The organism is Pseudoalteromonas sp. NCCP-2140 (genome assembly GCF_023708065.1).
Lineage (GTDB): Bacteria > Pseudomonadota > Gammaproteobacteria > Enterobacterales > Alteromonadaceae > Pseudoalteromonas.
Genome location: NZ_BRCZ01000001.1, coordinates 666,815 through 692,630, shown reverse-complemented (window position 1 = coordinate 692,630; position 25,816 = coordinate 666,815). Strand labels below are relative to the sequence as shown.

The window sequence follows — 25,816 nt, the reverse complement described above, 5'->3', positions numbered from 1 at the left end:
AGTTGGAAAAGGGAGCAAGGCTCCCTTTTTTATTGCCGCTAATATAGGCAATTGGTATAAGTTACTTGAGGTATAGCTTCAGTTGTGGAAGAATTCAGGCTCTAAAAACAAAACTCCACTGATCGACCATTTTTTAAGATTAGTATCACACAGAGGACAATGATATGCGCATTATTCTTTTGGGCGCGCCGGGTGCAGGTAAAGGTACTCAAGCTCAGTTTTTGATGGACAAATACGGTATTCCACAAATTTCTACGGGCGATATGCTGCGTGCAGCAATCAAAGAAGGTACACCACTTGGTCTTGAAGCTAAAAAAGTAATGGATGCAGGTCAATTAGTATCTGACGAAATTATTATCGGTCTAGTTAAAGAGCGCATTGCTAAGCCAGATTGCGAAAAAGGTTTCTTACTAGACGGTTTCCCTCGTACTATTCCTCAAGCAGATGCAATGAAAGAGAATGGCGTGGTAGTTGATCACGTTATCGAATTTGACGTTGCTGATGAAATCATCGTTGAGCGTATGGGCGGCCGTCGTGTACACCCTGGCTCTGGTCGTGTTTATCACGTTGTTTATAACCCACCTAAAGTTGATGGCAAAGATGACATCACAGGTGAAGACCTAATCATTCGTGATGACGACACTGAAGAAACAGTTCGTAAGCGTTTAGGTATTTACCACGACCAAACTAAACCATTAGTTGATTACTACCAAGCTGAAGCGAAAGCAGGCAACACTCAGTACCACAAATTAGACGGTACTCAAGCTGTTGAAGCTGTTAGCCAACAACTTGGTGAGCTTTTAGGTTAATAGCCTAATTGTTGACATAAAAAAACCGCCTCTGGGCGGTTTTTTTATGTCTGTCTCACTGCAAGTTAAATTGCGCTTTATAGTTTCTTTAATGCCGCAATAGCACTGTCGTAATCAGGCTCTTTTGAAAGGTTATCGACAAGCTGCTTGTAAACGATGTTATGTTCTTTATCGAGCACAAATACGGCGCGGGTTAACAAGCCCATATCTTTGATAATCAAACCATAGTTCTTACCAAAGTCACGCCATACTGAGTCAGATAAAGTCACTACTTTGTCTATATTCTCCGCTTTACAAAAACGCTTCTGTGCGAACGGTAAGTCTGCGCTTAAGGTTAGCATCGCCACACTTGGGTATTCTGAAGCTACTTTTTCATTAAAGTGTTTGGTTTGAATACTACATACACCGGTGTCTAAACTTGGCACAACGCTTAAAAGCACGGCTTGGCCTTGATAGTTGTCTAGTGTGACTGGCGTAAAGCTGCCATCTACTACTTTAAAATTAGGCGCTTTTTGACCAACTTCAACACCTTGTCCTAGTAAAGTGACTGGCTTAGACTGGGCAGAAACCTTACCAGCATCTAAACTATTTTCTGATAAATCACCTGCATAACTAAACGTGCACACTGCACTTAATGCAAATATAAGTGGACGTAACATAATAAGATTCCTTCAAATTAACGCATTTAACATCAGTGTATTATACTCATGAGGTGGCTCCAAGGATTAGTACAATTTAAAATTGTAAATAACCAGTAGTTTGATTAACATGTGTTCGTGACCCTATTTTTTATATATAAAAATAAGAATAAAGTTGCTAGGCCAATTTGCGTCTAGTTAAAAAGTACGGATTTAGAGAGAGAGTATGTCAACATCGGTATTAGTTTGTGATGATTCAAAGTTAGCTCGTCGACAATTAGCACGCTCTTTACCCGATGATTGGGATATTAAAGTTGAGTTTGCTGAAGACGGTGTTCATTGTATTGAGCAAATCAAAAAAATTCAGCCTGAAATACTTTTTCTCGATTTAAACATGCCTGAAATGGATGGCTACGAAGTACTTCAAGCTATTCAAGAACAAGACCTTCATGTTCTCACCGTGGTTGTGTCTGGTGATATTCAGCCTAACGCTCACCAACGTGTGCTTGAGTTAGGCGCTATCGACTTTATTCAAAAACCTTGCTCTGCAGAAAAGCTTGCTAATATCATCGAGCATCATGGCATTAAAGATAAAGCCATGCGTGAGCGCCTTGCTAATAAGCTAGGTGAGCAAGTTGACCCTGATGTACGTGACATCTATCAAGAGCTCACAAACGTGGCTATGGGGCAAGCAGGGGACTTATTAGCGCGTCTTCTTAATGTATTCGTAAAGCTTCCTATTCCTAATGTAAATGTATTAGAGGTAAATGAGCTCGATATGGCTTTACGCTCGATTGATGCGAATGCCACTACATCTGGTGTGTGCCAAGGTTTTATCGGTGGTGGTGTATCTGGTGAAGCCTTATTGCTATTGAATGATTCAAGTTTTAAAGAAATTGCGTCACTTATGAATTACGAAGGCGAGCTTAACGATAAAGTTGAGCTTGAGCTGCTGATGGATGTCAGCAACATTCTAATTGGCGCGATTTTAACTGGGCTTTCTAAACAGCTCGATATGCGTTTTAGCCAAGGTCATCCTGTGGTGCTAGGACAGCATTGTGATGTGACCGACTTAGTAAAAGCCAATAAATCTCGCTGGCAACGAACGCTGGCGATTGAGATCAGCTATGGCATCGAAAATCATAATATTAACTGTGATTTGATGTTGCTGTTCACCGAGGACTCATTAAAAACCCTTAAGTACAAAGTAGCTTATTTATTAGAAGACTAAACTATGCCTGCAGCCGATTTTAATATGAATGAACTCCATTGGTTAATGGATATGTTTAATACCGTTGATGTAGGCCTAGTGGTGCTCGATAGAGACTACAAAGTATGCATCTGGAATGGGTTTATGGAAAACCATTCCGGCTTATTACCAAGCGCGGTGAAAGATAAAGACCTGTTTGACTTATTTCCATCAATTGATGAAAAATGGTTTCGCAGCAAATCTGAGTCTGTATTCATTCTAAATAATCGCTCGTTTACTATTTGGGAGCAGCAGCCGTATATTTTCCGTTTTAAAAATTACCGTCCGATTACCGGTAAAGCGGATCATATGTATCAAAATGCCACTTTTATTCCGCTGACGACGACCACAGGTGAAGTATCGCATATCTGTATCATTATCTATGATGTAACCGATGAAGCGGTGAATAAAAAAGAGCTAGAAGAAGCCAACAGTAAGCTTGAACAAATGAGCCGTACCGATGCACTTACTAAGCTTACTAACCGTGGTTATTGGGAAGAAAAGCTACGCAAAGAATACATGCGCATAGTGCGTAGTGGCGGGTGCAGCACCTTGTTAATGTTTGATATTGACCACTTTAAAAAGGTGAATGATGAGCATGGCCATCGCGGCGGTGATGAGGCGCTGCGTCATATTGCAGACTTACTGCGTAAAACTCTACGTGAAACAGACTTAGCAGGTCGCTATGGCGGTGAAGAGTTTGCGGTAACCTTGCTTGATACTGATCATCAAGGTGCACATATCTTTGCTGAGCGACTAAGAACACTGATTGAGAACTCATCAATTTACTTTGATGGCAAACAAATTCAACTGACGGTCAGTATTGGTTTTGCGTGCTTCGACGAGAAGTTTGATCGCTACGAAAAGTGGGTTGAAGCAGCCGATAAAGCCTTATATCACTCAAAAGAAAACGGCCGTAACAAGGTCACAGCTTATACAGATTTATAAACAAACAAGGGGCAAATAAGCCCCTTTTTTATAACAATCCGATTAAGTTTGCGGGTTAAACCCCAAGTGGCGGAAGAACAAGAATATCTGTTTTAAGTAGCTTCATGACTTTTTCGGCGGTATTACCAATTAGATGACCTTTAATACCTGTATTACCCACCGACCCCATAATCACTAAGTCTGCATTTAATTTAGCTGCAACACTTGGGATCACTTGCTCAACCACACCGGCTTTGATTTTAAGCTTGTCTTTTAAGTCGTGGGCTTCGATTAAGGTACGCTGGGCTACGGGTAGCTTTTCAAAGGCGTTAATCACTTGCTCATCTGAAAATACAATACCTAAATCACGTAAAAACGGCGATACATGTACGGTATAACAAGCGTAAAACTCGCTGTCGTAGTCTTTAGCATAGGCTAAGCCTGCTTTGATAATTGCTTCGTTTAAACAGTATTTAGTCGCCTTTTCGCTGCCTAAATCAAGGGCTGCCAGTACATTGGTATTGTTACGCCACTTGTTATCGGCGGCCAAATAAAGCGGTAGTGGACTAAAGCGAATAAGCTGCCAGTCTAGCTCTGTAAATTGCGTTTCTTCGTCGATGTGGCGAGTTTTAATCACCATTTCATAGTCTGACGTATCAAGCTCATTGGCTAGCCACTGTACTGGGCTTTCATGCCACAGGGTTTGCAAAGTATAGCTACCATCATCTAAATGCTCACTAATAAATGGACCAAGTGCTGCACGGACTTTAGCGAGCTCTTTGTCTTGAATAGCGAGCGCTTCATCAGGTGGAATAGAGAATAAAATGTTATTGGTGTCTTCGTAGCTAAAAGCAACAATATCAATATGCTTCACGCCTTTGGCTTTTTGCTTTGCATGTAATATAGACGTTTTAGCATCGGCTGTAGAGTCGATGATCACCAGTATTTTTTTATTCATTTTTGGCTACTCTGTTGTGTGTCGGGTATCACTGCTTGGGCATTCACCCAATAATGAAACTTCACCTGTTGCGGTTTCTTGTTCCAGTTTTACCTTAAAGCCCCATAGCCTGTAAAGGTGTTTTAACACTTCATCTTTGGATTTAGCTAACGGAATATTGTTATGCGGTACATAACGCAGAGTAAGTGAACGATCTCCTCTAATATCAACATTATACACTTGAATATTTGGTTCGTGATTACTTAGATTGTATTGTGCCGACAGGGTTTCACGAACCTGATGATAGCCCATTTCATCATGGATGGCACCGACATTGAGAGTCGGCTCTTTTTCATGATCAATAATGGTAAACAACTTAAAATCACGAATAATTTTTGGTGATAAAAACTGGCTAATAAAGCTCTCGTCTTTAAAGTTTTGCATTGCAAAGTGCAGGGTTTCCAACCAATCACTGCCGGCATACTCCGGAAACCATTTCTTGTCTTCTTCTGTTGGGTTTTCACAAATACGGCGAATATCAACCATCATGTTAAAGCCAAGAGCATAGGGGTTGATCCCTGAATAATAATTGCTGTTGTAGGGCGGTTGATACACCACATTGGTGTGACTTTGCAAAAACTCGAGCATAAAGGCATCGGTGAGCTTACCTTCATCGTACAGGTGGTTCAAAATGGTGTAATGCCAAAACGTAGCCCAGCCCTCATTCATCACTTGAGTTTGTTTTTGTGGGTAAAAATATTGCGAAATTTTACGCACAATTCGAATTATTTCTCGTTGCCATGACTCAAGTAGTGGGGCATTTTTTTCGATGAAGTACAAAATGTTTTCTTGTGGCTCTTCTGGAAAACGGCGCTCACGCTTTTTCGACTCTTGCTGCGAAGTAGGGATCGTGCGCCACAATTCGTTGACTTGTGATTGTAAGTAGTCTTCACGTTCTTGTTGGCGTTTTTGTTCTTCAAAAAGTGAAATACGTTGCGGTCGCTTGTAACGGTCTACACCATAATTCATTAATGCATGGCATGAATCAATCAGGTTTTCGACCTCGGTAATACCGTATTTCTCTTCGCACTTAGCAATATAATTTTTGGCAAATAATAAGTAATCGATAATTGAGCTGGCATCAGTCCAGGTTTTGAATAAGTAATTGCCTTTAAAAAATGAGTTGTGACCATAGCAGGCGTGGGCCATTACCAAGGCTTGCATAGGCAGTGTGTTTTCTTCCATTAAATAGGCAATACACGGGTCTGAGTTAATAACTATTTCATAAGCAAGGCCCATTTGCCCACGTTTATAGTTTTGCTCTGTTTGAATGAACTTTTTACCATACGACCAGTGGCTGTAGCCAATCGGCATACCCACACTCGAATAGGCATCCATCATTTGTTCAGCAGTGATCACCTCAATTTGATTCGGGTAGGTATCGAGTTTATAAATTTTCGCTACCCGTTCAATTTCAGTTTGATACTCTGTTAATAGATCAAATGTCCAATCAGGACCGTCGCTAATACGTTTATCGGCCATACTTTACCTCACTGGCAAGGCTATGCGGCGCCTTGCTGCTGACGATTCTTTTTAAATAATTCACGGAAAATAGGGTAAATGTCCTCAACGCCACGAATGTGTTGCATGGCAAAATTGTCGTGGGTTTGCACTATTGATTGATACTCTCGCCATAAACTTTGATGAGCACGAGCGGTAATTTCGATATAGGCGTAATAGCGCACCGCCTTTAACAGTTTATTTCGTAAGATTTCACCACAGTTTGGCGAGTCATCGGCCCAGTTATCACCATCAGAGGCTTGCGCTGCGTAAATGTTCCACTCTTCAGGGTTATAACGTTCAGCGATGATTTCGTTCATCAGTTTTAATGCACTTGATACTATGGTGCCACCCGTTTCTTGAGAATAGAAAAACTCTTGCTCATCGACTTCTTTCGCTTGGGTATGATGGCGAATATAGACAACCTCTATATTTTTGTAGCTACGAGTTAAAAATTGATAAAGCAGAATATAAAAGCGTTTTGCCATGTCTTTCGTTGCTTGATCCATCGAGCCAGACACATCCATTAAACAAAACATCACAGCTTTGCTTGTTGGGTGTGGTTGCTTTTCATAATTACGAAAACGTAAGTCGTAATTATCAATAAATGGTACTGCTTTAATGCGGTTTTGCAGCTCCTCAATTTGGCGTTCAAGTAAGGCAATTGCCGCCTTGTCTGGCTGCTGCTCAGCTTGTAGCAGAGCGAGCTGACCCTCAAGCTCTGCAAGGTGACGTTTTTTGCCTGCAGTCATTGCCACTCTGCGAGCAAGCGAGCCTTGTAGTGAGCGAACAATATCAATATTGCTTGGCATGCCGTCGTTACAAAAACCAGCGCGATGGGTTTTCATTTGCACCAGTTTATCGAGCTGGTTTTGTTGCAGGTTAGGCAGCTCAAGATCTTCGAACAATAAGTCTAAGTATTCATCTTTTGAAATAGAAAATACAAAGTCGTCTTGTCCTTCACCAGAGTCACTGGCTTCACCTTCGCCACTACCACCACCTTGACCGCCTCCTTGCGGGCGCTTGATTTTGTCGCCCGTCGAAAACTGATCATTGCCTGGGTGGATCTGTTCACGGTCGCCACCACGTCCTTGATGAAAAATTGGCTCACTGATATCACGTTGCGGAATAGAGATACTCTCGCCGCTGGTGGTATCGGTTACGCTGCGCTTATTAATGGCATCAGATACCGCTTCTTTAATCTGTTTTTTATAACGCCTGATGAACCGTTGACGATTCAAGGTACTTTTGTTTTTTCCATTCAGGCGTCGGTCAATAAAATGCGCCATAACAACCCCCTTAAAACAAACGTTTTTTACTGCGATTTTCTAACGCGTAAATACCATTCAGAAAGTAAACGTACTTGTTTTTGGGTATAGCCTTTCTCAACCATACGATTGACAAAGTCTTCGTGTTTTTTCTGATCTTCAGCCGAGGTTTTCGCATTGAAGGAAATAACCGGCAGCAGATCTTCGGTATTTGAGAACATTTTCTTCTCAATAACTGTGCGAAGTTTTTCGTAGCTGGTCCAAAGCGGATTCTTGCCTTGGTTGTGGGCACGCGCCCGCAGTACGAAATTAACTATCTCATTACGGAAATCTTTAGGGTTTGAAATACCCGCAGGTTTTTCAATCTTCTCAAGTTCTGCGTTAAGAGCTGCACGGTCAAATAACTGGCCTGTATCTGGGTCACGGTATTCTTGATCTTGGATCCAGAAATCTGCATAAGTGACGTAGCGGTCAAAGATGTTTTGCCCATATTCTGAGTACGATTCTAAATAGGCTGTTTGTAACTCTTTCCCGATAAACTCTACATACTGAGGAATGAGGTATCCTTTTAAGTGGCTTAAGTAACGCTCTTCAACATCGGCGGTAAATTGCTCTCGCTCAATTTGCTGTTCAAGAACATAGAATAAGTGCACTGGGTTGGCTGCCACTTCAGTGGTATCGAAGTTAAATACCCGCGATAGAATCTTGAACGCAAAGCGGGTAGAAAGCCCGGTCATGCCCTCATCAACACCTGCGTAATCGCGGTATTCTTGATACGACTTCGCTTTCGGATCAGTATCTTTTAAGCTTTCGCCGTCATACACCCGCATTTTTGAATAGATACTTGAGTTTTCTGGCTCTTTAATTCGCGAAAGGGTGGTAAATTGTGCCAGTGTTTTTAATGTGCCCGGTGCACAAGGCGCATCATGTAATTCACTGTTTTCGAGTAGTTTGTTGTAAATTTTAACTTCTTCAGATACACGTAAACAATAAGGCACTTTGACGATGTAAACACGGTCTAAAAATGCTTCATTGTTTTTGTTGTTCTTAAATGTTTGCCACTCAGATTCATTTGAGTGAGCTAAAATCATGCCATTAAACGGCAGGGCGCTAATGCCTTCTGTGCCGTTGTAATTGCCTTCTTGCGTTGCTGTAAGCAGTGGGTGTAGCACCTTGATTGGCGCTTTAAACATTTCCACAAATTCCATTAAGCCTTGGTTCGCTAAACAAAGTGCACCTGAGTAGGCATAGGCATCAGGGTCGTTCTGTGCAAAGTGCTCAAGCTGGCGAATATCGACTTTACCCACTAACGCTGAAATGTCTTGATTGTTTTCATCGCCAGGCTCTGTTTTCGCAATCGCGACTTGATTTAAAATAGATGGGAAGCGCTTAACCACTCTAAATTGGCTAATATCACCGTTAAATTCGCTTAAGCGTTTTGCAGCCCACGGTGACATCACGGTTTTTAAATAACGCGGTTTAATGCCGTATTCTTTTTCTAAAAGCTCTGCGTCTTCATTTGGGTCAAATAACGCTAAAGGGTGGTCGTTAACAGGCGAGCCTTTGATTGAGTAAATAGGTACCTGCTGCATTAAGTATTTTAGCTTTTCAGCAATTGATGATTTACCGCCACCTACCGGGCCAAGTAAATACAGTACTTGCTTACATTCTTCTAAGCCTTGCGCAGCATGTTTTAAATAAGAGACAATTTGTTCAATGGCATCTTCCATACCATAAAAATCGTGAAATGCAGGGTAGCGTGCGACTACGCGATTAGAAAAGAGCCTGCTTAAGCGCGCATCGGTTGATGTGTCGATAATCTCCGGCTCACCAATGGCCATCAGTAGCCGCTCAGGTGCGCTGGCATAAGCTGATTTATCCTTCTTACAGATCTCGAGAAATTCCTCAATACTGTATTCTTCTTCTTGCGCTGCTTCGTATCGTGATTGGTAATGCTCAAAAATACTCATAGAGACCTCCGAAAACCCGCTAAAATGACGTGTAATTAGATTAAGAGAAAAGCAAAGGCTAATTAAAGCTTAGTCACGATTTTGAATTTTTGCGCAAGAAAATTAAGAATTTAATTGAAAAAAGCTCATCTTGATTACGCTTTTTGGCTGAGGGCTTGGCTGCGACTTAGAAGGGGCGTGCACTGGCAATAAAAAAGACGCCGAAGCGTCTTTTTTTGATTACTGCTAGTAACAGAAGATTAAGCGAAGTTAGCGTTCGCGAAGTCCCAGTTAACTAATGCCCAGAAACCTTTTAGGTAATCTGGACGAACGTTACGGTAATCGATGTAGTAAGCGTGTTCCCAAAGATCCACAGTTAGGATTGGAGTAACACCTTCATCAGTTAAAGGCGTTGCAGCATTTGATGTGTTAACGATATCAAGTGTGCCGTCAGCTAGTTTAACTAACCAAGTCCAGCTTGAACCGAAGTTGTTTACTGCTTTGTCGTTTAACGCTTCTTTGAATGCGTCGAAAGAACCCCATTTAGCGTTGATCGCGTCAGCGATTGCGCCTGTAGGCTCGCCACCGCCGTTTGGAGATAGGCTGTTCCAGTAGAACGTGTGGTTCCAGATTTGTGCAGCATTGTTAAATACGCCACCTTCTGAAGAACATACGATTTCTTCTAGAGATTTGTTTTCGAATTCTGTGCCTGGGATCAGACCGTTTAATTTCACAACGTAAGTGTTGTGGTGTTTACCGTGGTGAAACTCTAGAGTCTCTTTTGAAATATGTGGCTCTAATGCATCGATTGCGTATGGTAGTGACGGTAGTTCAAATGCCATTTTTTATCTCCATCTTCTTGGTTGATAGTCCACTCAGTTATAGGTAATAGCAAGGTAAACCGCGTACTTCCCTATACCAAGTGGTATTATAGTGTTACTATAATTGTTGAGTATTTTACTCAAGTTTTAGCAAACAGCAATGCTATTGCTAAAGACTATTTAAAATTGTGGCTACGAATGCCGATTTTAAGTTATATATCTGAGGCCACAGTGAAACTTTTTCAAGGCCAATGTAGTAAGCCAATGTCTTTTTTGAGGTTGTAAATGGAAACCATCGATAAAATTAAACAGCAAATTTCTGAAAATCCTATCCTTCTTTACATGAAAGGATCACCAAAGTTACCTAACTGTGGTTTTTCTTCACAAGCATCACAAGCACTTATGGCGTGTGGTGAGCAGTTTGCTTACGTTGACATTCTACTTAACCCAGATATCCGTGCAGAGTTACCTGCATACGCAAACTGGCCAACTTTCCCACAACTATGGGTAGAAGGCGAGCTTATCGGTGGTTGTGACATTATCATCGAAATGTTTCAACGTGGTGAATTACAGCCACTAATCACTGAAACAGCAGCAAAGTACAAAGAAAAAGACGCTGAATAATTATTTTTAGTGTAGAGAAAAGCCGCTGATTGCGGCTTTTTTTATATCAAATTTATTAAGCTGGCAGCAAAACATGCACGCTTAATCCACCTTGCTCGCGGTTATGCAAGCTAATTTGCCCGTGGTGCGCTTCAACTATTTCCCTGCAAAGTGCTAACCCTAGGCCACTGCCTGTTGCTTTAGTGGAGTAAAAGGGAATAAGTGCGTTAGCCATTACAGCTTCACTCATGCCTTTGCCTTTATCGCTCACTGTGATGTGTGTGCCACTTGCTTCTTGTTGCACTGTTAAGCTGACATCTTCGGGGTTTGAACCCGATTCATAGGCATTTTTTAATAAGTTTATAAGTAATTGTTCGAGCTGAGTGTGATCAGCGTCAGTTGTCACTCGCTCATCAAGTGATACTTCAACCTGCCACTGACTTTTTAATTGCTCAATCAGCGTCGGCCAGTTAATCGTTGATAGTTGAGGGGTGGGTAACTTGGCAAATTTACCATAGCCTTGCACAAACTCATTAAGGTGTTTTATGCGCTCTTCAATGGTGGTAAATACCCTTTTTAAACGTGGTTCATCGACTTCTTTCGTTAATAGTTGCGCGCTATGAAGCATCGACGACATTGGCCCTAGGGAGTTGTTAAGCTCATGGCTAATAATACGAATAACTTTTTTCCATACCTCTACTTCTTGGCGGCTAAGTTCACGGGTCAGTTGTTTAAAAACATACAGTTGGTGAAACTGATTATTTAGTAATAATCGGCCTGTTGCCATGTGCCAAGTTTGTGATTCTTGATCTGCTTTGTCGAGGGTAAATAAACCATCAACGCCTTTGTGAATCGCGCGGGTTAATTGCTCGCAGCTTGAATCTAATAAGTTTTCAAGCTTGGCGCCTTCAAGGGCTGATTTAGCATCAAGTAAGCTGCGGGCACTGTGGTTGCTATACACAATAAAGCCTTGGTCGTTAGTCAAAAGCACAGCTTGTGGCGAGCTTTGCAGCACTTTGTCGAGCATCAACTCGCGCTGATATATCCATTGTTTTTCTTGGCGAAGCTGTTTTGCGGTTTGGTTATAAAGCCGGCATAAATCACCTAGCTCATCACTGCCATCATAGGCTAATAATGTAGCCAGCTCACCATCTTTAAAATTAAGCAGCCCGGTTTCGAGCGAGTTCATGCCATCAATGAGCGGAGATGATAATTGCGCGGCAAAAAATCCGCTGATCAAAGCGCAAGCGAGCAGGGCTAATAGGCTGTAAAGCAAGCTTATGCCCGCAAAATAACAAACCAATATAAGCGGCAATGTAGACGCTGCAATACACAAAGTTATGATTTTATATCGAAACGAAAAACGCATTAGTACTCAATCTTAAATTTATCAAGCCTGCGATAAAGCGCTTGGCGGCTTAAGCCAAAATGGCGAGCCACTTTAGCAATCACACCTTTGTACTCGCGCATGGCAAGTTCGATCTCTTGTTTGTTAGGCTCTGCTCTTGTTTGTGTTGGGCTGTTTGTTTCAACTTGTAAGCCAAAATCAGCAAGCTCAATCACCCCTTTGGGTTTTAAAACGCCAGCGCGTTTACAGGCATTTTCAAGCTCGCGAACATTACCCGGCCAGCTATGGGCGAGCAGGGCTTTTTCTATACTTAGTGACAGTGTGCGCTCAGGTAAAAAGTGTGCGACCAAAGCTAAAATATCATCGGGGCGATGGGCAAGGCTTGGTAAATTTAACTCAATTACATTTAAGCGGTAGTAAAGGTCTTCTCGAAATTGACCTGCTTTAATTGCATGGCTTAAATCTTCATTGGTTGCTGAAATCACCCGCACATTCACTTTACGTGTTTGTGTTGAACCTAAACGTTCAAATTCACCGGTTTGTAAAATGCGTAATAATTTCATTTGCCCAGAAAGTGGCAAGTTACCAATTTCGTCTAAAAATAGGGTGCCACCATCGGCCGCTTCAAAACGACCAATGCGCTGTTTAGTAATACCTGTATAGGCGCCAGCTTCTGCACCAAATAACTCAGCCTCAATAAGCTCGCTTGGTAAAGCACCCGCATTAACAGTGATAAAGGGTTTATCTGCTAATAATGAATTGGCCTGTATTATTTGCGCAATGCGCTCTTTACCACTGCCGTTGGGGCCTGTGATCAGCACTGAAATGTCTGATTTAGCAACTTGAATCGCAAGATTAACAATGTGCTCCATAGCGGTACTTTTATAAACCAAGCCTACTAAATTTGCTTGTTGTACAGATGCGTCACGTTCTTGCTGGTGGCGGGTAAAGGTTTCGTTTTGCTGTTTTGCTTTACCCAGCTCGATTAGGTTATTTACACAAGTAAGTAGCTTGGCATCGTCCCACGGTTTTGGTAAATAATCAGCCGCCCCAGCTTTGACAAGTTCAACGGCAGTAGAAAGCTCTGTCCATGCGGTGATCAAAATAATCGGTAGGTGAGGATTTATGTCTCTTAAGGCATAAAAAAGTTCTTTGCCTTCTTCGCCGGAAGTGGTGTCGGCGGTAAAGTTCATGTCTTGAATAACAAGCGCAATGCGTTGGTATTGTACGGCCTGAATTGCCTCAAACGGGTTACTTGCTGTAACAACACCAAAACCGTGAATTTCGAGTAATAACGACAATGCATCCAAAATGGCTGGGTTATCGTCGACGATAAGTATTTTTTCCATATTTTTGTTTTAGTTATTTTCCTAATAAGGGTGCAAGATGAATGCTACACTGTTAATCCAGTGTAGCATAGGTTGGGAGAACTAAATTGTTCGAGTTGCAATGCTCGGTGAGATATTCGCAGCCCGTTTTGCAGGGGCAAGTACTGCTAATAAACTCATAACGAACACTGCCAGTGCTGTAGCAAGTACGTAACTAATATCAAGCTGAGCAATTGAAAAGTGCTGCATCAGTAATTGCCCTAAATACACGGCAGCAATCACACCAATCACTAAACCAACTATACATATCATGGCGTTTTCAACTAAGAAGTAGCTAATGATGGCAGATTTTCTGGCGCCTAAAGCGCGGCGAGTACCTATTTGTTTAGTACGCTTACTAATATTGAATAGCGTTAGACCGAAAATACCCAGGGCCGTCACCAACACTAAAATAGTAATAAGTACAATCAACATCCGCATCATTAATGTATCTTCAGCCATGTATGACTCTTTATCGTCATCTAAGCCACGAATGCGAGAAATAACGCGTTTGTTGTAGTTTTTCAGCATGGCTTCTTCAACACGATTCATGACTGATTGACGTTGACCAGGCTCTGTTCTAACCACAAAGCGTGCATTTGTACCAGGCTTAATAAAAGGCAGCAGTGCTACGTTATCTGGGCGGCTGTCTTTAAGCCATGGGCCTTTCATAAGTTCAACAACACCAATTACTTTCATTGGAATGTCACCAAAATAGACAGTTTGACCTAAACCATTGCCGTCAGGAAACAGCTCATCGAGTAGGGTTTTAGTGACTACGGTTACTTTTGAAAGCTCATCATAGTTATCGGTAACGATCACTTCGTCTTCGGTGTAGTTACGCCCAGCAATGAGTTTTACACCATAAGTATTGATACCATGCTCATCGATAAACATGTAAGAGCTACGCGCTGATTTACTCTCTTCAGGTGCTGGCTTTAAACTAAAATCTGACGAAGAGCCACTGCCCGAAAGCGGTGTATTACTTGAATAAGCAGCATCAACTACACCAGGTATTTGACGAAGCATGGCTTCATCAAGCTCATATTGCTGAGACGGTGACACATCTTTGCCAAACATCATGACATTAAAAACAAAAATGTCTTGTTCAGGATAGCCAGTCTCTTGGCTTAAATAGCTAATTCTGTCTTGAATAATAAACGCTGCGTTACTGACAATCGCAGTGGTGATGGCAATTTGGATCAGTAATAAAATAGCGCCAACTTTTGAGCGGCATAAGGCGTGAAAGATAGGTTTAATTTCTAACATGGGTGTCTTCCTTATTGGCTCTTAAGATAAATAGCAGGGTTGGTTTTACATACCAGCCAAGCAGGGTATAGACCCGCTATCACACAGGTGCTAATTGCAATCACAGGTGCGCTAAGTAGCATGGTTAAGTCCATAGTGGCTAAGCTTTGGTAGTAGCTATAGCTTTGACGTACGCCTAACAAACCTACTTGTGCCAAAATAATACCCAAGATGCCACCTAAGAAACCTAACATCGCTACCTCAACAATATGTTGAAAGAATATTTGGCGTTTGCTGGCACCTAATGCACGGCGCACACCGACTTCCGGAGCGCGGCGTAAAAATTTCGCTAGTAATAAACCTAAAATGTTGGCAAGGCATACCGCCAAAAACATAAAGCTTAGGCCAACCAGAATTTCGTTGTCTTCGCTAACGACATTGTTGTACTGCATCCACTCATTTACATCGCGTAAGGTGGCGGTTAATTTATCGCGGTTAAAACGACCTAGCTTTTGTTGTTCTTGCATATAGGCCATTAAAAAGTCTTGGTAAGCTTGCTTTTCTGCAGGAGTTTTTAGTTCAACCCAAAATTGTAACCACACCATTTCTGAATTGAGTTTATCGTTAAAGGTATTGGTTTTTTCGTGCTTCCAACCATTGGTATTACCCCAGTTTTCAAGCTCTCGGGCTTTCATAAGGCTGAATGGTAAAAATAGTTGCTCGGTCTTATTAAATGCACCGTTGTTCAGATCATAGTATTTGGTGGTGATATCCCAATCATCAATCACGCCAATAACTTCGTAGCTGGCATCATCGAGGTACACCATTTTGCCTACCGGGTTTTCACCTGCGAATAGTTTGTCGTTTAATTCTTTATTGATCACCACAACAGGGGCCGCACCGGCTTCTTGTTGCGCGCTCCAAACCCCACCGTAAATAAACGATAGGTTAAACATATCGAAAAAATCAGGCGTGGTTAGGCGTGCTTGGCCAATAAATGGTTTAACTTTATCTGAGTCTAAATAAACCGAAAAACCCGTTCTAACCATAGTGACACGTTTACCACCTGCTTTGGCTTGATTAAGGTTAACGGCATCTTGATAAGTTAATTGCAATGGCATGTTATCGACAGTCCACCACGTACGGCCTTCATCCATGGTTTGTAACTGAACAGAATAAAGGTCGCTACTTTTTTCAGGAATAGGGTCTGCCGACATCATGTGATACACAGATAAACTGGTCATGGTTACGCCAATACCAATGGCAATGGCCAATACCATTAAAAAGCTCACAAGTGGCGTACGCTTAAAGCTGCGCCAGCTTAAATCTAAATAATGAAGGAACATGGTTACACTCCAGCCGCTTTAAGGTTTTGAGTGCCTTGATACAAGGTGAAGTCAGCGAGTTGGCCATCAACAACTTGGATGTTACGTGGTGCTCTGCGGGCAAGCTCTGGATCATGGGTAACCATGATGATAGTAGCGCCATCACGGTTGATTTGTTCAAGTAGCTCCATTACTTGACGGGCCATTAAGCTATCTAAATTACCGGTTGGCTCATCGGCAAGTAAAAAACGCGGTTCACCAGCAAGGGCTCTGGCAATAGCGACACGTTGTTGTTGACCACCAGAAAGTTGTTGCGGTAAGTGTTTAGCGCGTGAAGCTAAACCAACTTGCTCTAGGCATTGTTCAATTCGGCGCTTACGCTCGGCGGCCTTAATACCACGATAACGCAGTGGTACTTCAATATTTTCATAGAGGTTCAAATCTGGAATTAGGTTGAATCCTTGGAAAATAAAACCAATTTTTTGATTACGAAGATCTGCACGCTGGTTGTCGTTTAGCTTACCCACATCAATACCGTCTAACATGTATTGGCCTTCGCTAAATGGTTCTAACATACCGGCGATGTTTAAAAATGTGGTTTTACCTGAGCCACTTGGGCCCGTTACGGCGATAAACTCACCTTCTTCAACTTGGAGATTAAAGTCGCGAAGGGCGTGCGTTTGTACCATATCTGTTTGATACACTTTGCTGATGTTGTTCATTGTAAGCATGTTGATTATTCCTTTTATTTGTTAGCGTAAAACCAGTGTGGATGCTTTTTTAAAGCGATCGTAGTTTGAGATAATTAACTTATCGCCAGGCTCTACGCCTTCAATTATCTCCACAGCATTGATACTGCTTGCACCGGTTTTTATATCGATTAAATAAGCCATGTCACCGTCAACTTTATAAGCATGGGTGCCACCTTGTTGTAAGAATGCGCCGCGTTTTACTTGTAATACATCGTCGCGATTCTCTAGTAAAATACGTGCGGTTAAGCGTTGGTTTTGGCGAATGCCAGAAATCTCATTGTCAAAGCGTACGCGGGTTGTGACCTCGCGGTTATTCACTTCAGGCGAAATAGCCGATAGGGTACCTGTGACATGACGAGCACCTAAAGTAAGCTCAACTTGCATACCAAGACCCAGCTCATTGGCGTAGCTTTCTGGTACTTGCAGTTCTGCTTCAAAGTTACTTAAATCGACCAATGTCATTAGTGGTTGGCTTTGTGTGACCGCTTCTTTTTGTTGCACTAATAAGTTACCCACAATGCCGCTTACACTAGCGGTGATAGTGAGTTCATTTACTTGTCTGAGTAAGTCATCAACAATCAGTTGTTGACGTGCAAGATCACGCTCTGCCGCTTTTAACTCAAATGCGAGGGTATCTTTAGCGAGGTTAACTTCTTGCTCGGCGTGCTTATAAGAAAGCTTGGCACGGGCTAAGTCATCAACGGCTTTTTCTAAATCTATTTGGCTAATTAAGTGTTTCTCGATTGAGATTTTAGCTCGGCGGTTTTCTCTATCTGCGGCATTGAGTTCAACTTGTGCTAAATCGAGCGCTTTAGTCAGGCTTAGCTGTTGTCTGCGCGCTTCAAGTTGCTTGCGTTGTAATTCACCTTCTAATCGCGCTAATACTGATTGTTGCTGTTTTAGTTCGTTGGTTAGCTCAGGGCTGGTTACGGTTGCGATCACTTCATTTACTTCAACGCTGTCACCGGCTTTTACTTTTAAGTCGACAAAGCCGCGTTCAGGGCTGTAAACCTTTGGCGCATTAGCTGCAACGATTTTACCGCTTGCTGCCACATCTCTGGTGAGTGTCTTTTGGCTTACCTCACTAATTTGTAGGCTTGCTACATCAACCGAAATGCTGCCATCGTTACTGGCAAATAATGCTTGAAAGCCGAGCGCACCAACAAGTATTACACCTGCAGCTATTATTAGTGGCTTTTTAATGGTGTTTTTCTTGGCCACGGTAATATCTTGGGCACTGGTATCCTTAATCATCATAACTCCTTACGATTCTCAAAACACACAATCATGAAGCCAACGGCAAGCATGGTAAGTGGAGAAGCCATAAACAAACTGATAGTGAACATTTTGAAATCCTCAATTTCGCTGATGTCTTATCTATACCAGTAGCGTGCCAGTTTTTAATTAATTGATTTTTAATGGTTTTATGTTTGGTTGGTGAGTTGAAGCCTGTCCGCGGACAGAAAAAGTGTCCGCAGCGGACACTTTTAGATTGCTGATTGTTGACGCAAGGGTAAAGAAACTCAGTCATTGCGACTAAGGTAGTCTGCTCAGATGCATAGTTTGTAACTATGCTAAAGCCAAGAGTAAATAATGATGCAGTTAGGCTAGCCGAGACCCCGTCAAAAACTGCATTGATATTCATAATATGAATAATTATTCAAAATAAGGTGCAGTTTACGTTAACGTAAAGAGTCCGGTTTTTAGATTGTTTTTTTACAAGTTGTTAAATTTGACACCAGTGTCATAAAAAAATAACGGGTAAAATACGACTAAATGTAAAAAAATAGCATAGAATTTAAAAAGTGCCTTAAGTGAGAAATATTCATGAATATGAATATGTATTCAAAACTCTATTGACTCATGAGGTATTTGGCGATAGTTTTGTTCGTCTGCTAGCACTGTCACAAAAGACTGAACCGCTAGTCGTTGTAGCAAGGGGAGGGGTCTATGTTATACGACTCAAAATTAGAAAAAGATAATTGTGGCTTTGGCTTAATAGCCCAGGTCAATGGTCAGGCGAGTCACCGCTTGATTCGAACAGCAATCACTGGCTTAGATCGCATGGAACACCGTGGTGGTATTTCTGCTGATGGTAAAACAGGTGATGGCTGTGGTTTATTAATGCAAAAACCTGATAGTTTCTTTCGCGCTATTGCCAGCGAACATGATTGGCACCTAGGAAAGAATTACGCCGTTGGCATGGTATTTTTAAATGCCGATCCTGTACTTGCGCAAACAGCTAAAGATGTGTTGAGTGAAGAACTCGAAAAAGAAACCTTGAGCATTCAAGGCTGGCGCGTTGTACCTACTGATGCGTCTTGTTTAGGGCCAATTGCAAAAAAACAACTACCAGGCTTTGAACAAATTTTTGTAAGCGCACCAGAAGGCTGGCGTCCAAAAGATTTAGAGCGTCGCTTGTATGTAGCGCGTCGTCGTGCTGAAAAACGCCTCGAAAACGATGAACATTTTTATATTGCCAGCTTATCTGGTTTAGTTACTGTCTATAAAGGCTTAATGATGCCTGTAGACTTACCTAACTTTTATTTAGACCTAGCTGACATTCGCATGACCAGTGCGATTTGTGTATTCCACCAACGTTTCTCTACTAATACACAACCTCGTTGGCCACTGGCGCAACCATTCCGCTATTTAGCGCATAATGGTGAAATTAATACGATTCAAGGTAATCGCCAATGGGCGCGTGCCCGTGCGTATAAGTTTGCCTCACCACTTATTCCTGATTTGCAATCAGCAGCACCATTCGTGAACGAAAGTGGCTCTGACTCTTCAAGTTTAGATAATATGCTTGAATTGTTCTTAGCCGGTGGCATGGATTTATTCCGTGCAATGCGTATGCTTGTGCCGCCAGCATGGCAAAAAAACCGTGCTATGGATGATGACCTACGTGCATTCTACGACTTTAACTCAATGCATATGGAACCATGGGATGGCCCAGCTGGTATTGTAATGTCTGACGGTCGTTTTGCAGCTTGTAACCTTGACCGTAACGGTTTACGCCCTGCGCGCTATGTAATCACGCAAGATGGTTTTATTACCCTTGCTTCAGAAGTAGGTATTTGGGACTACGCGCCAGACGAAGTGGTTGAGAAAGGCCGTGTTGGCCCTGGTGAGTTATTAGTTATTGATACTCATCAAGGTAAAATTTGGCATTCAGATGAGATTGACCAAGATCTTAAGTCACGCCATCCATATAAAGCATGGCTTGAAGCAAACGTTAAGCGTTTAACGCCATTTGAACAGTTATCTGAAAAAGATGCGGGTAACCGTTCTTTTGATGACGAAACACTGCTTAAATATCAAAAAATGTTTGGCTACACCAACGAAGAGCTTGATAGCGTGATTCGTGTTATGGGTGAAAATGGCCAAGAAGCAACAGGTTCAATGGGTGATGACACGCCATTTGCGGTACTGTCAGAGGGTCATCGTTCACTGTTCGATTACTTCCGACAGAAATTTGCGCAAGTAACGAACCCACCAATTGACCCGCTTCGTGAAAATCACGTTATGTCACTGGCAACCTGTATTGGTAGTGAGCAAAACGTATTTAACGAAACAACCGGCCATGCTAAGCGTTTACAGTTTGATACGCCGATTTTGATGTATGCTGATATGCAACAGTTGATCAATGCTGACGATGAGCATTACAGCTATTGTAAAATTGATATCACTTACACACTAGAAGAAGGCTTAGAAAACGCAATCACACGTATTTGTGATGAAGCACAAGAAAAAGCAGCGTCAGGCTGTGTCATGCTTATTTTAAGTGATCGTAACTTTAGCGAAACGCATTTGCCAATCCCGGCTGCGATGGCGGTTGGTTCAATTCAAAAGCGTTTAGTCGATAATAACTTACGTTGTGAATCTAATATCATCATCGAATCAGGCAGTGTCCGTGATGCGCATCAATTTGCGGTATTACTTGGTTTTGGTGCAACGGCAATTTATCCGTACCTTGCTTATGAATCATTAGTTGCAATGAGCGACAAAAAGACCCTGAACAAAAGCTATTGCGAAGTAACGCTTGCTTATCGTAATGCGATTAATAAGGGTCTGTATAAAATTATGTCGAAAATGGGTATCAGTACTGTCGCTTCGTACCGCTGCTCAATGTTATTTGAGGCAGTTGGTTTATCAGATGCGGTTGTAGAAACTTGTTTTAACGGTGTAGCTAGTCGAATTAAAGGGGCGTGTTTCACTGATTTTGATGATGACCAACGTAAACTTCATAAGCTGGCATTTAGTAAACGTAAGTTATTAAGCCATGGTGGCTTACTAAAATATGTTCACGGTGGTGAGTACCATGCTTATAACCCAGATGTTATTCAAACACTGCAAAAGGCTGTGCGCTCTGGGGATTATAAAGACTACTTGGCTTATGCTGATTTAGTAAATAACCGCCCGATCACCAATTTACGTGACATGTTGGCGGTGAAAATTCCTGATACTGGTGTGAGTGTAGATGACGTAGAGCCTGCAACTGAGCTTTACAAACGTTTTGACTCAGCAGCAATGAGTATTGGTGCATTATCGCCAGAAGCGCATGAAGCACTCGCGATTGCAATGAACCGCTTAGGTGGTTGTTCAAACTCTGGTGAAGGTGGTGAAGACAAGCTTCGCTACGGTACAGAGAAAAACTCACGTATTAAGCAAGTTGCTTCGGGCCGTTTTGGTGTAACACCACATTACTTACGTAGCGCTGATGTCATTCAGATTAAAGTGGCGCAAGGTGCAAAACCAGGTGAGGGTGGTCAATTACCGGGTGAAAAAGTAACGCCGTATATTGCAAAATTACGTTACTCAGTGCCGGGTGTGACCTTGATTTCGCCTCCGCCGCATCACGATATTTACTCGATTGAAGATTTAGCTCAGCTTATTTTCGATTTAAAACAAGTAAACCCAGATGCACTGATCTCGGTGAAACTCGTTTCTGAGCCGGGTGTAGGTACTATCGCAACTGGCGTAGCTAAAGCCTATGCCGATTTAATTACCATTGCTGGTTATGACGGTGGCACAGGTGCAAGCCCGCTTACTTCTGTTAAGTATGCAGGTAGCCCTTGGGAGCTTGGTCTTGCTGAAACCCAGCAAGCGCTGGTAGAAAATGGTTTACGTCACCGTATTCGTTTGCAAACTGATGGTGGTCTTAAAACGGGTTTAGATATCATTAAGGCGGCTATTTTAGGTGCTGAAAGCTTTGGCTTTGGTACTGGCCCTATGGTGGCACTTGGTTGTAAATACTTACGTATTTGTCACTTAAACAACTGTGCGACCGGTGTTGCAACGCAAGACGATACGCTGCGCCAAAAGCATTATCATGGTCTGCCAGAAATGGCGATGAACTACTTTAAGTTTATAGCCGAAGAAGCACGCCAAATTATGGCAAGCTTAGGTGTAACTCGTTTAACTGATTTAATTGGTCGTTTGGACTTACTTGAAGCAATTGAAGGCAACACAGAGAAACAAAAGAAAGTAGATCTGTCGTCTGTGGTTGCTGTGCCTAACAACCCAACGGGTGAAACACTGTATTGTAGTGCGCCAAATAGCTCACACTACTTAGGTCAGCTAAATGAAACCTTGCTTGAAAAAGCCAAGCAAGCAATCGATGAAAAATCGGGTATCTCACTGGTTAACCGTATTTGCAATACAGACCGCTCAGTGGGCGCTATGTTGTCTGGCTATATCGCCTCTAAACATGGTAACCAAGGTATGGCTGCAGATCCTGTCTCTATTGAGCTTCATGGTACAGCGGGCCAATCATTCGGTGTGTGGAACGCTGGCGGCCTTGAATTGACACTCGTTGGTGATGCTAATGACTATGTTGGTAAAGGCATGGCTGGCGGTAAGCTAGTAATTCGCCCACCGCTGGGTTCATCTTTCGAAAGCCATAAAGCAACCATTGCTGGTAATACCTGTTTATATGGTGCAACGGGCGGTAAATTATTTGCTGCAGGCTGCGCCGGTGAGCGTTTTGCAGTGCGTAACTCAGGCGTGCAAGCGGTTGTAGAAGGTGTTGGTGACAACGGCTGTGAATACATGACAGGTGGTGTGGTTTGCGTACTTGGCAAAGTGGGTATCAACTTTGGTGCAGGTATGACAGGGGGATTTGCTTATATTCTTGATGAAGGCAATGACTTTGAAAAACGCATTAACCCTGAGCTTGTTGAAATTGTCACGCTTGAAGGGTTGGCGTCACACCAAGAACATTTACGTGGACTCATTGCTGAGCATTTAGAGCTTACAGGCTCAAACCGCGCTGAGCAGATTTTAGCTAACTTCGATTTATACATGCCTATGTTTAAATTAGTTAAGCCAAAATCTAGTGATGTAAAAAGTTTACTCGGGCACCGAGCGCGCAGCAGCGCAGAGCTTCGTGTTCAGGCTCAGTAAGGGGGTAGTATGAGCGAAAATGTATACCAGTTTATCGATGTACAACGTGTTGATCCGCGTAAAAAGCCAATTTCAGCACGTAAACAATCTTTCGTAGAAATCTACGAGCCATTTTCTGAGACACAAGTTAACTCACAGGCGGATCGCTGTTTAGATTGTGGTAACCCGTACTGTGAATGGAAATGCCCAGTACATAACTATATTCCACAATGGTTAAAGCTCATTCGTACTGGCCGTATTTTAGAAGCGGCAGAGCTGTCTCACCGTACAAATAGCTTACCAGAGGTGTGTGGTCGAGTATGTCCACAAGATCGCTTGTGTGAAGGCTCTTGCACACTTGAAGAAGAGTTTGGTGCTGTCACTATCGGTAATATCGAAAAGTACATCACTGATACGGCATTTAAAATGGGCTGGAAACCAGATATGTCGTATGTGGTATGGTCTGACAAAAAAGTGGCTATCATTGGTGCAGGCCCAGCTGGCTTAGGTTGTGCGGATATTTTAGTGCGTAACGGTGTTAAGCCTGTGGTGTTTGACCGTCACCCAGAAATTGGTGGTCTTCTTACGTTTGGTATTCCTTCATTCAAACTTGAAAAAGAAGTAATGCAAAAGCGTCGTGAAATTTTCACTGAAATGGGTGTCGAGTTTCAGCTAAACACTGAAGTTGGCGTTGATATTACGCTTGATGAAATCTTAGCAGAATATGATGCCGTATTCTTAGGTGTTGGTACTTATCAAAGTATGCGTGCAGGCCTTGAAAACGAAGATGCTGATGGTGTGTTTGATGCACTGCCGTTCTTAATTGGTAACACAAACCGAGTAATGGGCTATGCAGAAGATAAGCAAGCTTATATCGATATGGCGAACGAAAAAGTCGTTGTGTTAGGCGGTGGTGATACAGCAATGGACTGTGTGAGAACCTCCATTCGACAAGGTGCTGCAAAAGTAACCTGTGCTTATCGTCGTGACGAAGAAAACATGCCAGGCTCAAAGCGCGAAGTTAAAAATGCCCGTGAAGAGGGCGTAGAATTTACCTTTAACGTTCAACCTAAAGGTATTGTGGTTGACGAGCAAGGTAAAGTTGCTGGCGTTAAGATGGTTAAAACGCAACTTGGTGAGCCGGACGAAAATGGTCGTCGTCGTGCTGAAGAAGTAGCAGGTTCTGAGCATGTTATTGAAGCAACCAAGGTGCTCATGGCGTTTGGTTTTAAACCTCATAAAATGGATTGGCTAGAACCGTATGGTGTTGAAATCAATCACTGGGGTGGTATCAATGCACCAGAAAAAGGTGAATTTACTCACCAAACAACCAACCCTAAAATCTTTGCTGGTGGCGATATTGTCCGCGGTTCAGATTTAGTGGTAACGGCTATTTTCGAAGGCCGAAATGCCGCTGAAGGGATTATGGATTACTTAGACGTTTAATTCTAAGGTGCCATTCAACACTTTAAAAGCAAGCTACCGAGCTTGCTTTTTTATTGCCTATTTTTTAGCTGTTTTGAGAATCAAACTAAGATTCAGAAAAATAATGAAAAAATAACGCTTATTACCTACAATCTACGAATGAATTTTACAGTTAAATAGAAAAAATTCATTATTTCGTACTAACTCCATATTTGCTCCATATTGTTGCGTTTTAATGTTTATCAGAGGCAGAAGCCCATCTGAATATTTGATGCTAACAACATGGATAAAAAGAAAATGTTTTGCGAACACACAAATAACGAGCAGTTAAGCTTTTTTCAGCCAAGTTCAAAATCTGAAAATGATTTACTCAATGAGGTCATGAATAGTGAAGACTTGCACGATATTCTGACTATGGTTTTACTTGATGAAACCTTATCAGACGCCCTCAAAGCGATGGTGAAGCAACAACTAAAAACAATAAAAAGAATATAAAACGGAAATAAAAATGCCGCAGATATTAGTCGTTGAAGACGACTTAGATATTGCAGAACAAGTGCTGTTGTTCTTCAATGCATCTGGCTTTACTACTCACCACATCACTGATGGCAGTGCTGTGGTGTCGTGGGTTAAAGAAAATAGTCCGGATGCAATAATTCTAGATGTAATGTTGCCTAATTTAGATGGCGTGGAATGCATGAAGCAGATCCGCGCTTTTTCTATGGTGCCTATTATTATGGTAACCGCTAAAGTCGAAGAGGCTGATAGGTTGAAAGGGCTAGAACATGGCGCTGATGACTATGTCTGTAAACCTTTTAGCGGTGCAGAGCTGGTGATGCGCGTAAAAGCTATTTTAAGGCGCTGCGCGCCAGTATCTAGTCGCAATGAAACTGTTGAAACGCCAGCTACTATTTATTTAAACGAAGATGCGCTTGAAATTGAGATTAAAGGCGTGTCTTTGGGTTTAACTAAAGTGGAATTTGACGTATTTAAGCTTTTGTATAAAGCCCCTAAGCGCGTTTTTTCAAGACAGCAGATACTTGATCATATCCAACCCAATAACTTTGATATTACCGACCGCGTAATCGACAGTCATATCAAAAATATTCGCAAAAAACTAAAGAATTTACAGTTCTCTCCTAAGATAGTCGCTTCCGTTTACGGTGCAGGCTATCGCTATGATGAACGTCAAATCGATTGATT

At 42.2% G+C, this 25,816-nt stretch carries 20 protein-coding genes; 8 read left to right on the top strand and 12 right to left on the bottom strand.

The window, feature by feature from the left end:
* Window positions 1-164: 164 nt before the first annotated feature.
* Window positions 165-809 (top strand): adenylate kinase, encoded by a 645-nt coding sequence (gene adk, locus NFU46_RS03220; RefSeq protein ID WP_036967590.1) that lies wholly within the window; start codon window positions 165-167, stop codon window positions 807-809.
* A 77-nt stretch (window positions 810-886) separates the two neighbouring features.
* Here the strand turns inward: adk and tpx are convergent, their stop codons facing one another.
* Window positions 887-1,468, bottom strand: coding sequence for a thiol peroxidase (gene tpx / locus NFU46_RS03215; protein WP_054561732.1), 582 nt, complete (start codon window positions 1,466-1,468; stop codon window positions 887-889).
* 205 nt (window positions 1,469-1,673) lie between these two features.
* On the opposite strand from tpx, the gene NFU46_RS03210 reads away from it, so the two are divergent.
* Window positions 1,674-2,678, top strand: a complete 1,005-nt coding sequence (locus NFU46_RS03210; protein ID WP_175079076.1) for a response regulator — start codon at window positions 1,674-1,676, stop codon at window positions 2,676-2,678.
* Window positions 2,679-2,681: 3 nt separating this feature from the next.
* Window positions 2,682-3,644: a diguanylate cyclase gene (locus NFU46_RS03205; protein WP_175082182.1), complete on the top strand. Its 963-nt coding sequence runs from the start codon at window positions 2,682-2,684 to the stop codon at window positions 3,642-3,644.
* Window positions 3,645-3,699: 55 nt separating this feature from the next.
* Here the strand turns inward: NFU46_RS03205 and NFU46_RS03200 are convergent, their stop codons facing one another.
* The 5 genes from NFU46_RS03200 to NFU46_RS03180 form a co-directional block, all read right to left on the bottom strand.
* The gene (locus tag NFU46_RS03200) at window positions 3,700-4,581 is read right to left on the bottom strand and encodes a universal stress protein (RefSeq protein WP_251599660.1); all 882 of its coding nucleotides are present in this window, start codon (window positions 4,579-4,581) and stop codon (window positions 3,700-3,702) included.
* A 6-nt stretch (window positions 4,582-4,587) separates the two neighbouring features.
* The gene (locus NFU46_RS03195) at window positions 4,588-6,102 is read right to left on the bottom strand and encodes a SpoVR family protein (RefSeq protein ID WP_054561728.1); all 1,515 of its coding nucleotides are present in this window, start codon (window positions 6,100-6,102) and stop codon (window positions 4,588-4,590) included.
* 20 nt (window positions 6,103-6,122) lie between these two features.
* Window positions 6,123-7,409, bottom strand: a complete 1,287-nt coding sequence (locus tag NFU46_RS03190) for a YeaH/YhbH family protein (protein WP_054561727.1) — start codon at window positions 7,407-7,409, stop codon at window positions 6,123-6,125.
* 26 nt (window positions 7,410-7,435) lie between these two features.
* Window positions 7,436-9,358: a PrkA family serine protein kinase gene (locus NFU46_RS03185; protein ID WP_054551538.1), complete on the bottom strand. Its 1,923-nt coding sequence runs from the start codon at window positions 9,356-9,358 to the stop codon at window positions 7,436-7,438.
* Between the two features lie 239 nt (window positions 9,359-9,597).
* A complete protein-coding gene (locus NFU46_RS03180) occupies window positions 9,598-10,179 on the bottom strand; it encodes a superoxide dismutase (RefSeq protein ID WP_054551537.1) in 582 nt (193 codons plus the stop codon).
* A 264-nt stretch (window positions 10,180-10,443) separates the two neighbouring features.
* Here NFU46_RS03180 and NFU46_RS03175 point away from each other — a divergent pair, with 264 nt between their 5' ends.
* On the top strand, window positions 10,444-10,782 hold the full coding sequence (locus NFU46_RS03175; protein ID WP_054551536.1) for a Grx4 family monothiol glutaredoxin: 339 nt from the start codon (window positions 10,444-10,446) through the stop codon (window positions 10,780-10,782).
* 55 nt (window positions 10,783-10,837) lie between these two features.
* Here NFU46_RS03175 and NFU46_RS03170 read toward each other — a convergent pair whose 3' ends face one another.
* The 6 genes from NFU46_RS03170 to NFU46_RS03145 form a co-directional block, all read right to left on the bottom strand.
* The gene (locus NFU46_RS03170) at window positions 10,838-12,130 is read right to left on the bottom strand and encodes a PAS domain-containing sensor histidine kinase (protein ID WP_251599657.1); all 1,293 of its coding nucleotides are present in this window, start codon (window positions 12,128-12,130) and stop codon (window positions 10,838-10,840) included.
* A complete protein-coding gene (locus tag NFU46_RS03165) occupies window positions 12,130-13,458 on the bottom strand; it encodes a sigma-54 dependent transcriptional regulator (protein ID WP_251599654.1) in 1,329 nt (442 codons plus the stop codon). The genes NFU46_RS03170 and NFU46_RS03165 overlap by 1 nt, the downstream gene beginning before the upstream one ends.
* An 81-nt stretch (window positions 13,459-13,539) precedes the next feature.
* Complete coding sequence (locus NFU46_RS03160; protein ID WP_105173977.1) at window positions 13,540-14,745, bottom strand: ABC transporter permease; 1,206 nt, start codon at window positions 14,743-14,745, stop codon at window positions 13,540-13,542.
* Between the two features lie 11 nt (window positions 14,746-14,756).
* Window positions 14,757-16,070, bottom strand: coding sequence for an ABC transporter permease (locus tag NFU46_RS03155; protein WP_251599650.1), 1,314 nt, complete (start codon window positions 16,068-16,070; stop codon window positions 14,757-14,759).
* Window positions 16,071-16,072: 2 nt separating this feature from the next.
* Entirely contained in the window at window positions 16,073-16,780 is a 708-nt protein-coding gene (locus tag NFU46_RS03150; RefSeq protein ID WP_054551528.1) for an ABC transporter ATP-binding protein, read from the bottom strand.
* A gap of 21 nt (window positions 16,781-16,801) precedes the next feature.
* On the bottom strand, window positions 16,802-18,055 hold the full coding sequence (locus tag NFU46_RS03145; protein ID WP_251599646.1) for an efflux RND transporter periplasmic adaptor subunit: 1,254 nt from the start codon (window positions 18,053-18,055) through the stop codon (window positions 16,802-16,804).
* A 696-nt stretch (window positions 18,056-18,751) separates the two neighbouring features.
* On the opposite strand from NFU46_RS03145, the gene gltB reads away from it, so the two are divergent.
* The 4 genes from gltB to NFU46_RS03125 all read left to right on the top strand — a co-directional run bounded on the left by gltB (window position 18,752) and on the right by NFU46_RS03125 (window position 25,814).
* Window positions 18,752-23,209 carry a glutamate synthase large subunit gene (gene gltB / locus NFU46_RS03140; protein WP_251599643.1) on the top strand — a complete coding sequence of 1,486 codons (4,458 nt, stop codon included), beginning with the start codon at window positions 18,752-18,754 and terminating at the stop codon, window positions 23,207-23,209.
* A 9-nt stretch (window positions 23,210-23,218) separates the two neighbouring features.
* A complete protein-coding gene (locus tag NFU46_RS03135; protein WP_058585227.1) occupies window positions 23,219-24,634 on the top strand; it encodes an FAD-dependent oxidoreductase in 1,416 nt (471 codons plus the stop codon).
* A 261-nt stretch (window positions 24,635-24,895) separates the two neighbouring features.
* Complete coding sequence (locus NFU46_RS03130; RefSeq protein ID WP_251599640.1) at window positions 24,896-25,108, top strand: hypothetical protein; 213 nt, start codon at window positions 24,896-24,898, stop codon at window positions 25,106-25,108.
* 13 nt (window positions 25,109-25,121) lie between these two features.
* On the top strand, window positions 25,122-25,814 hold the full coding sequence (locus NFU46_RS03125; protein ID WP_251599638.1) for a response regulator: 693 nt from the start codon (window positions 25,122-25,124) through the stop codon (window positions 25,812-25,814).
* Window positions 25,815-25,816: the final 2 nt, after the last annotated feature.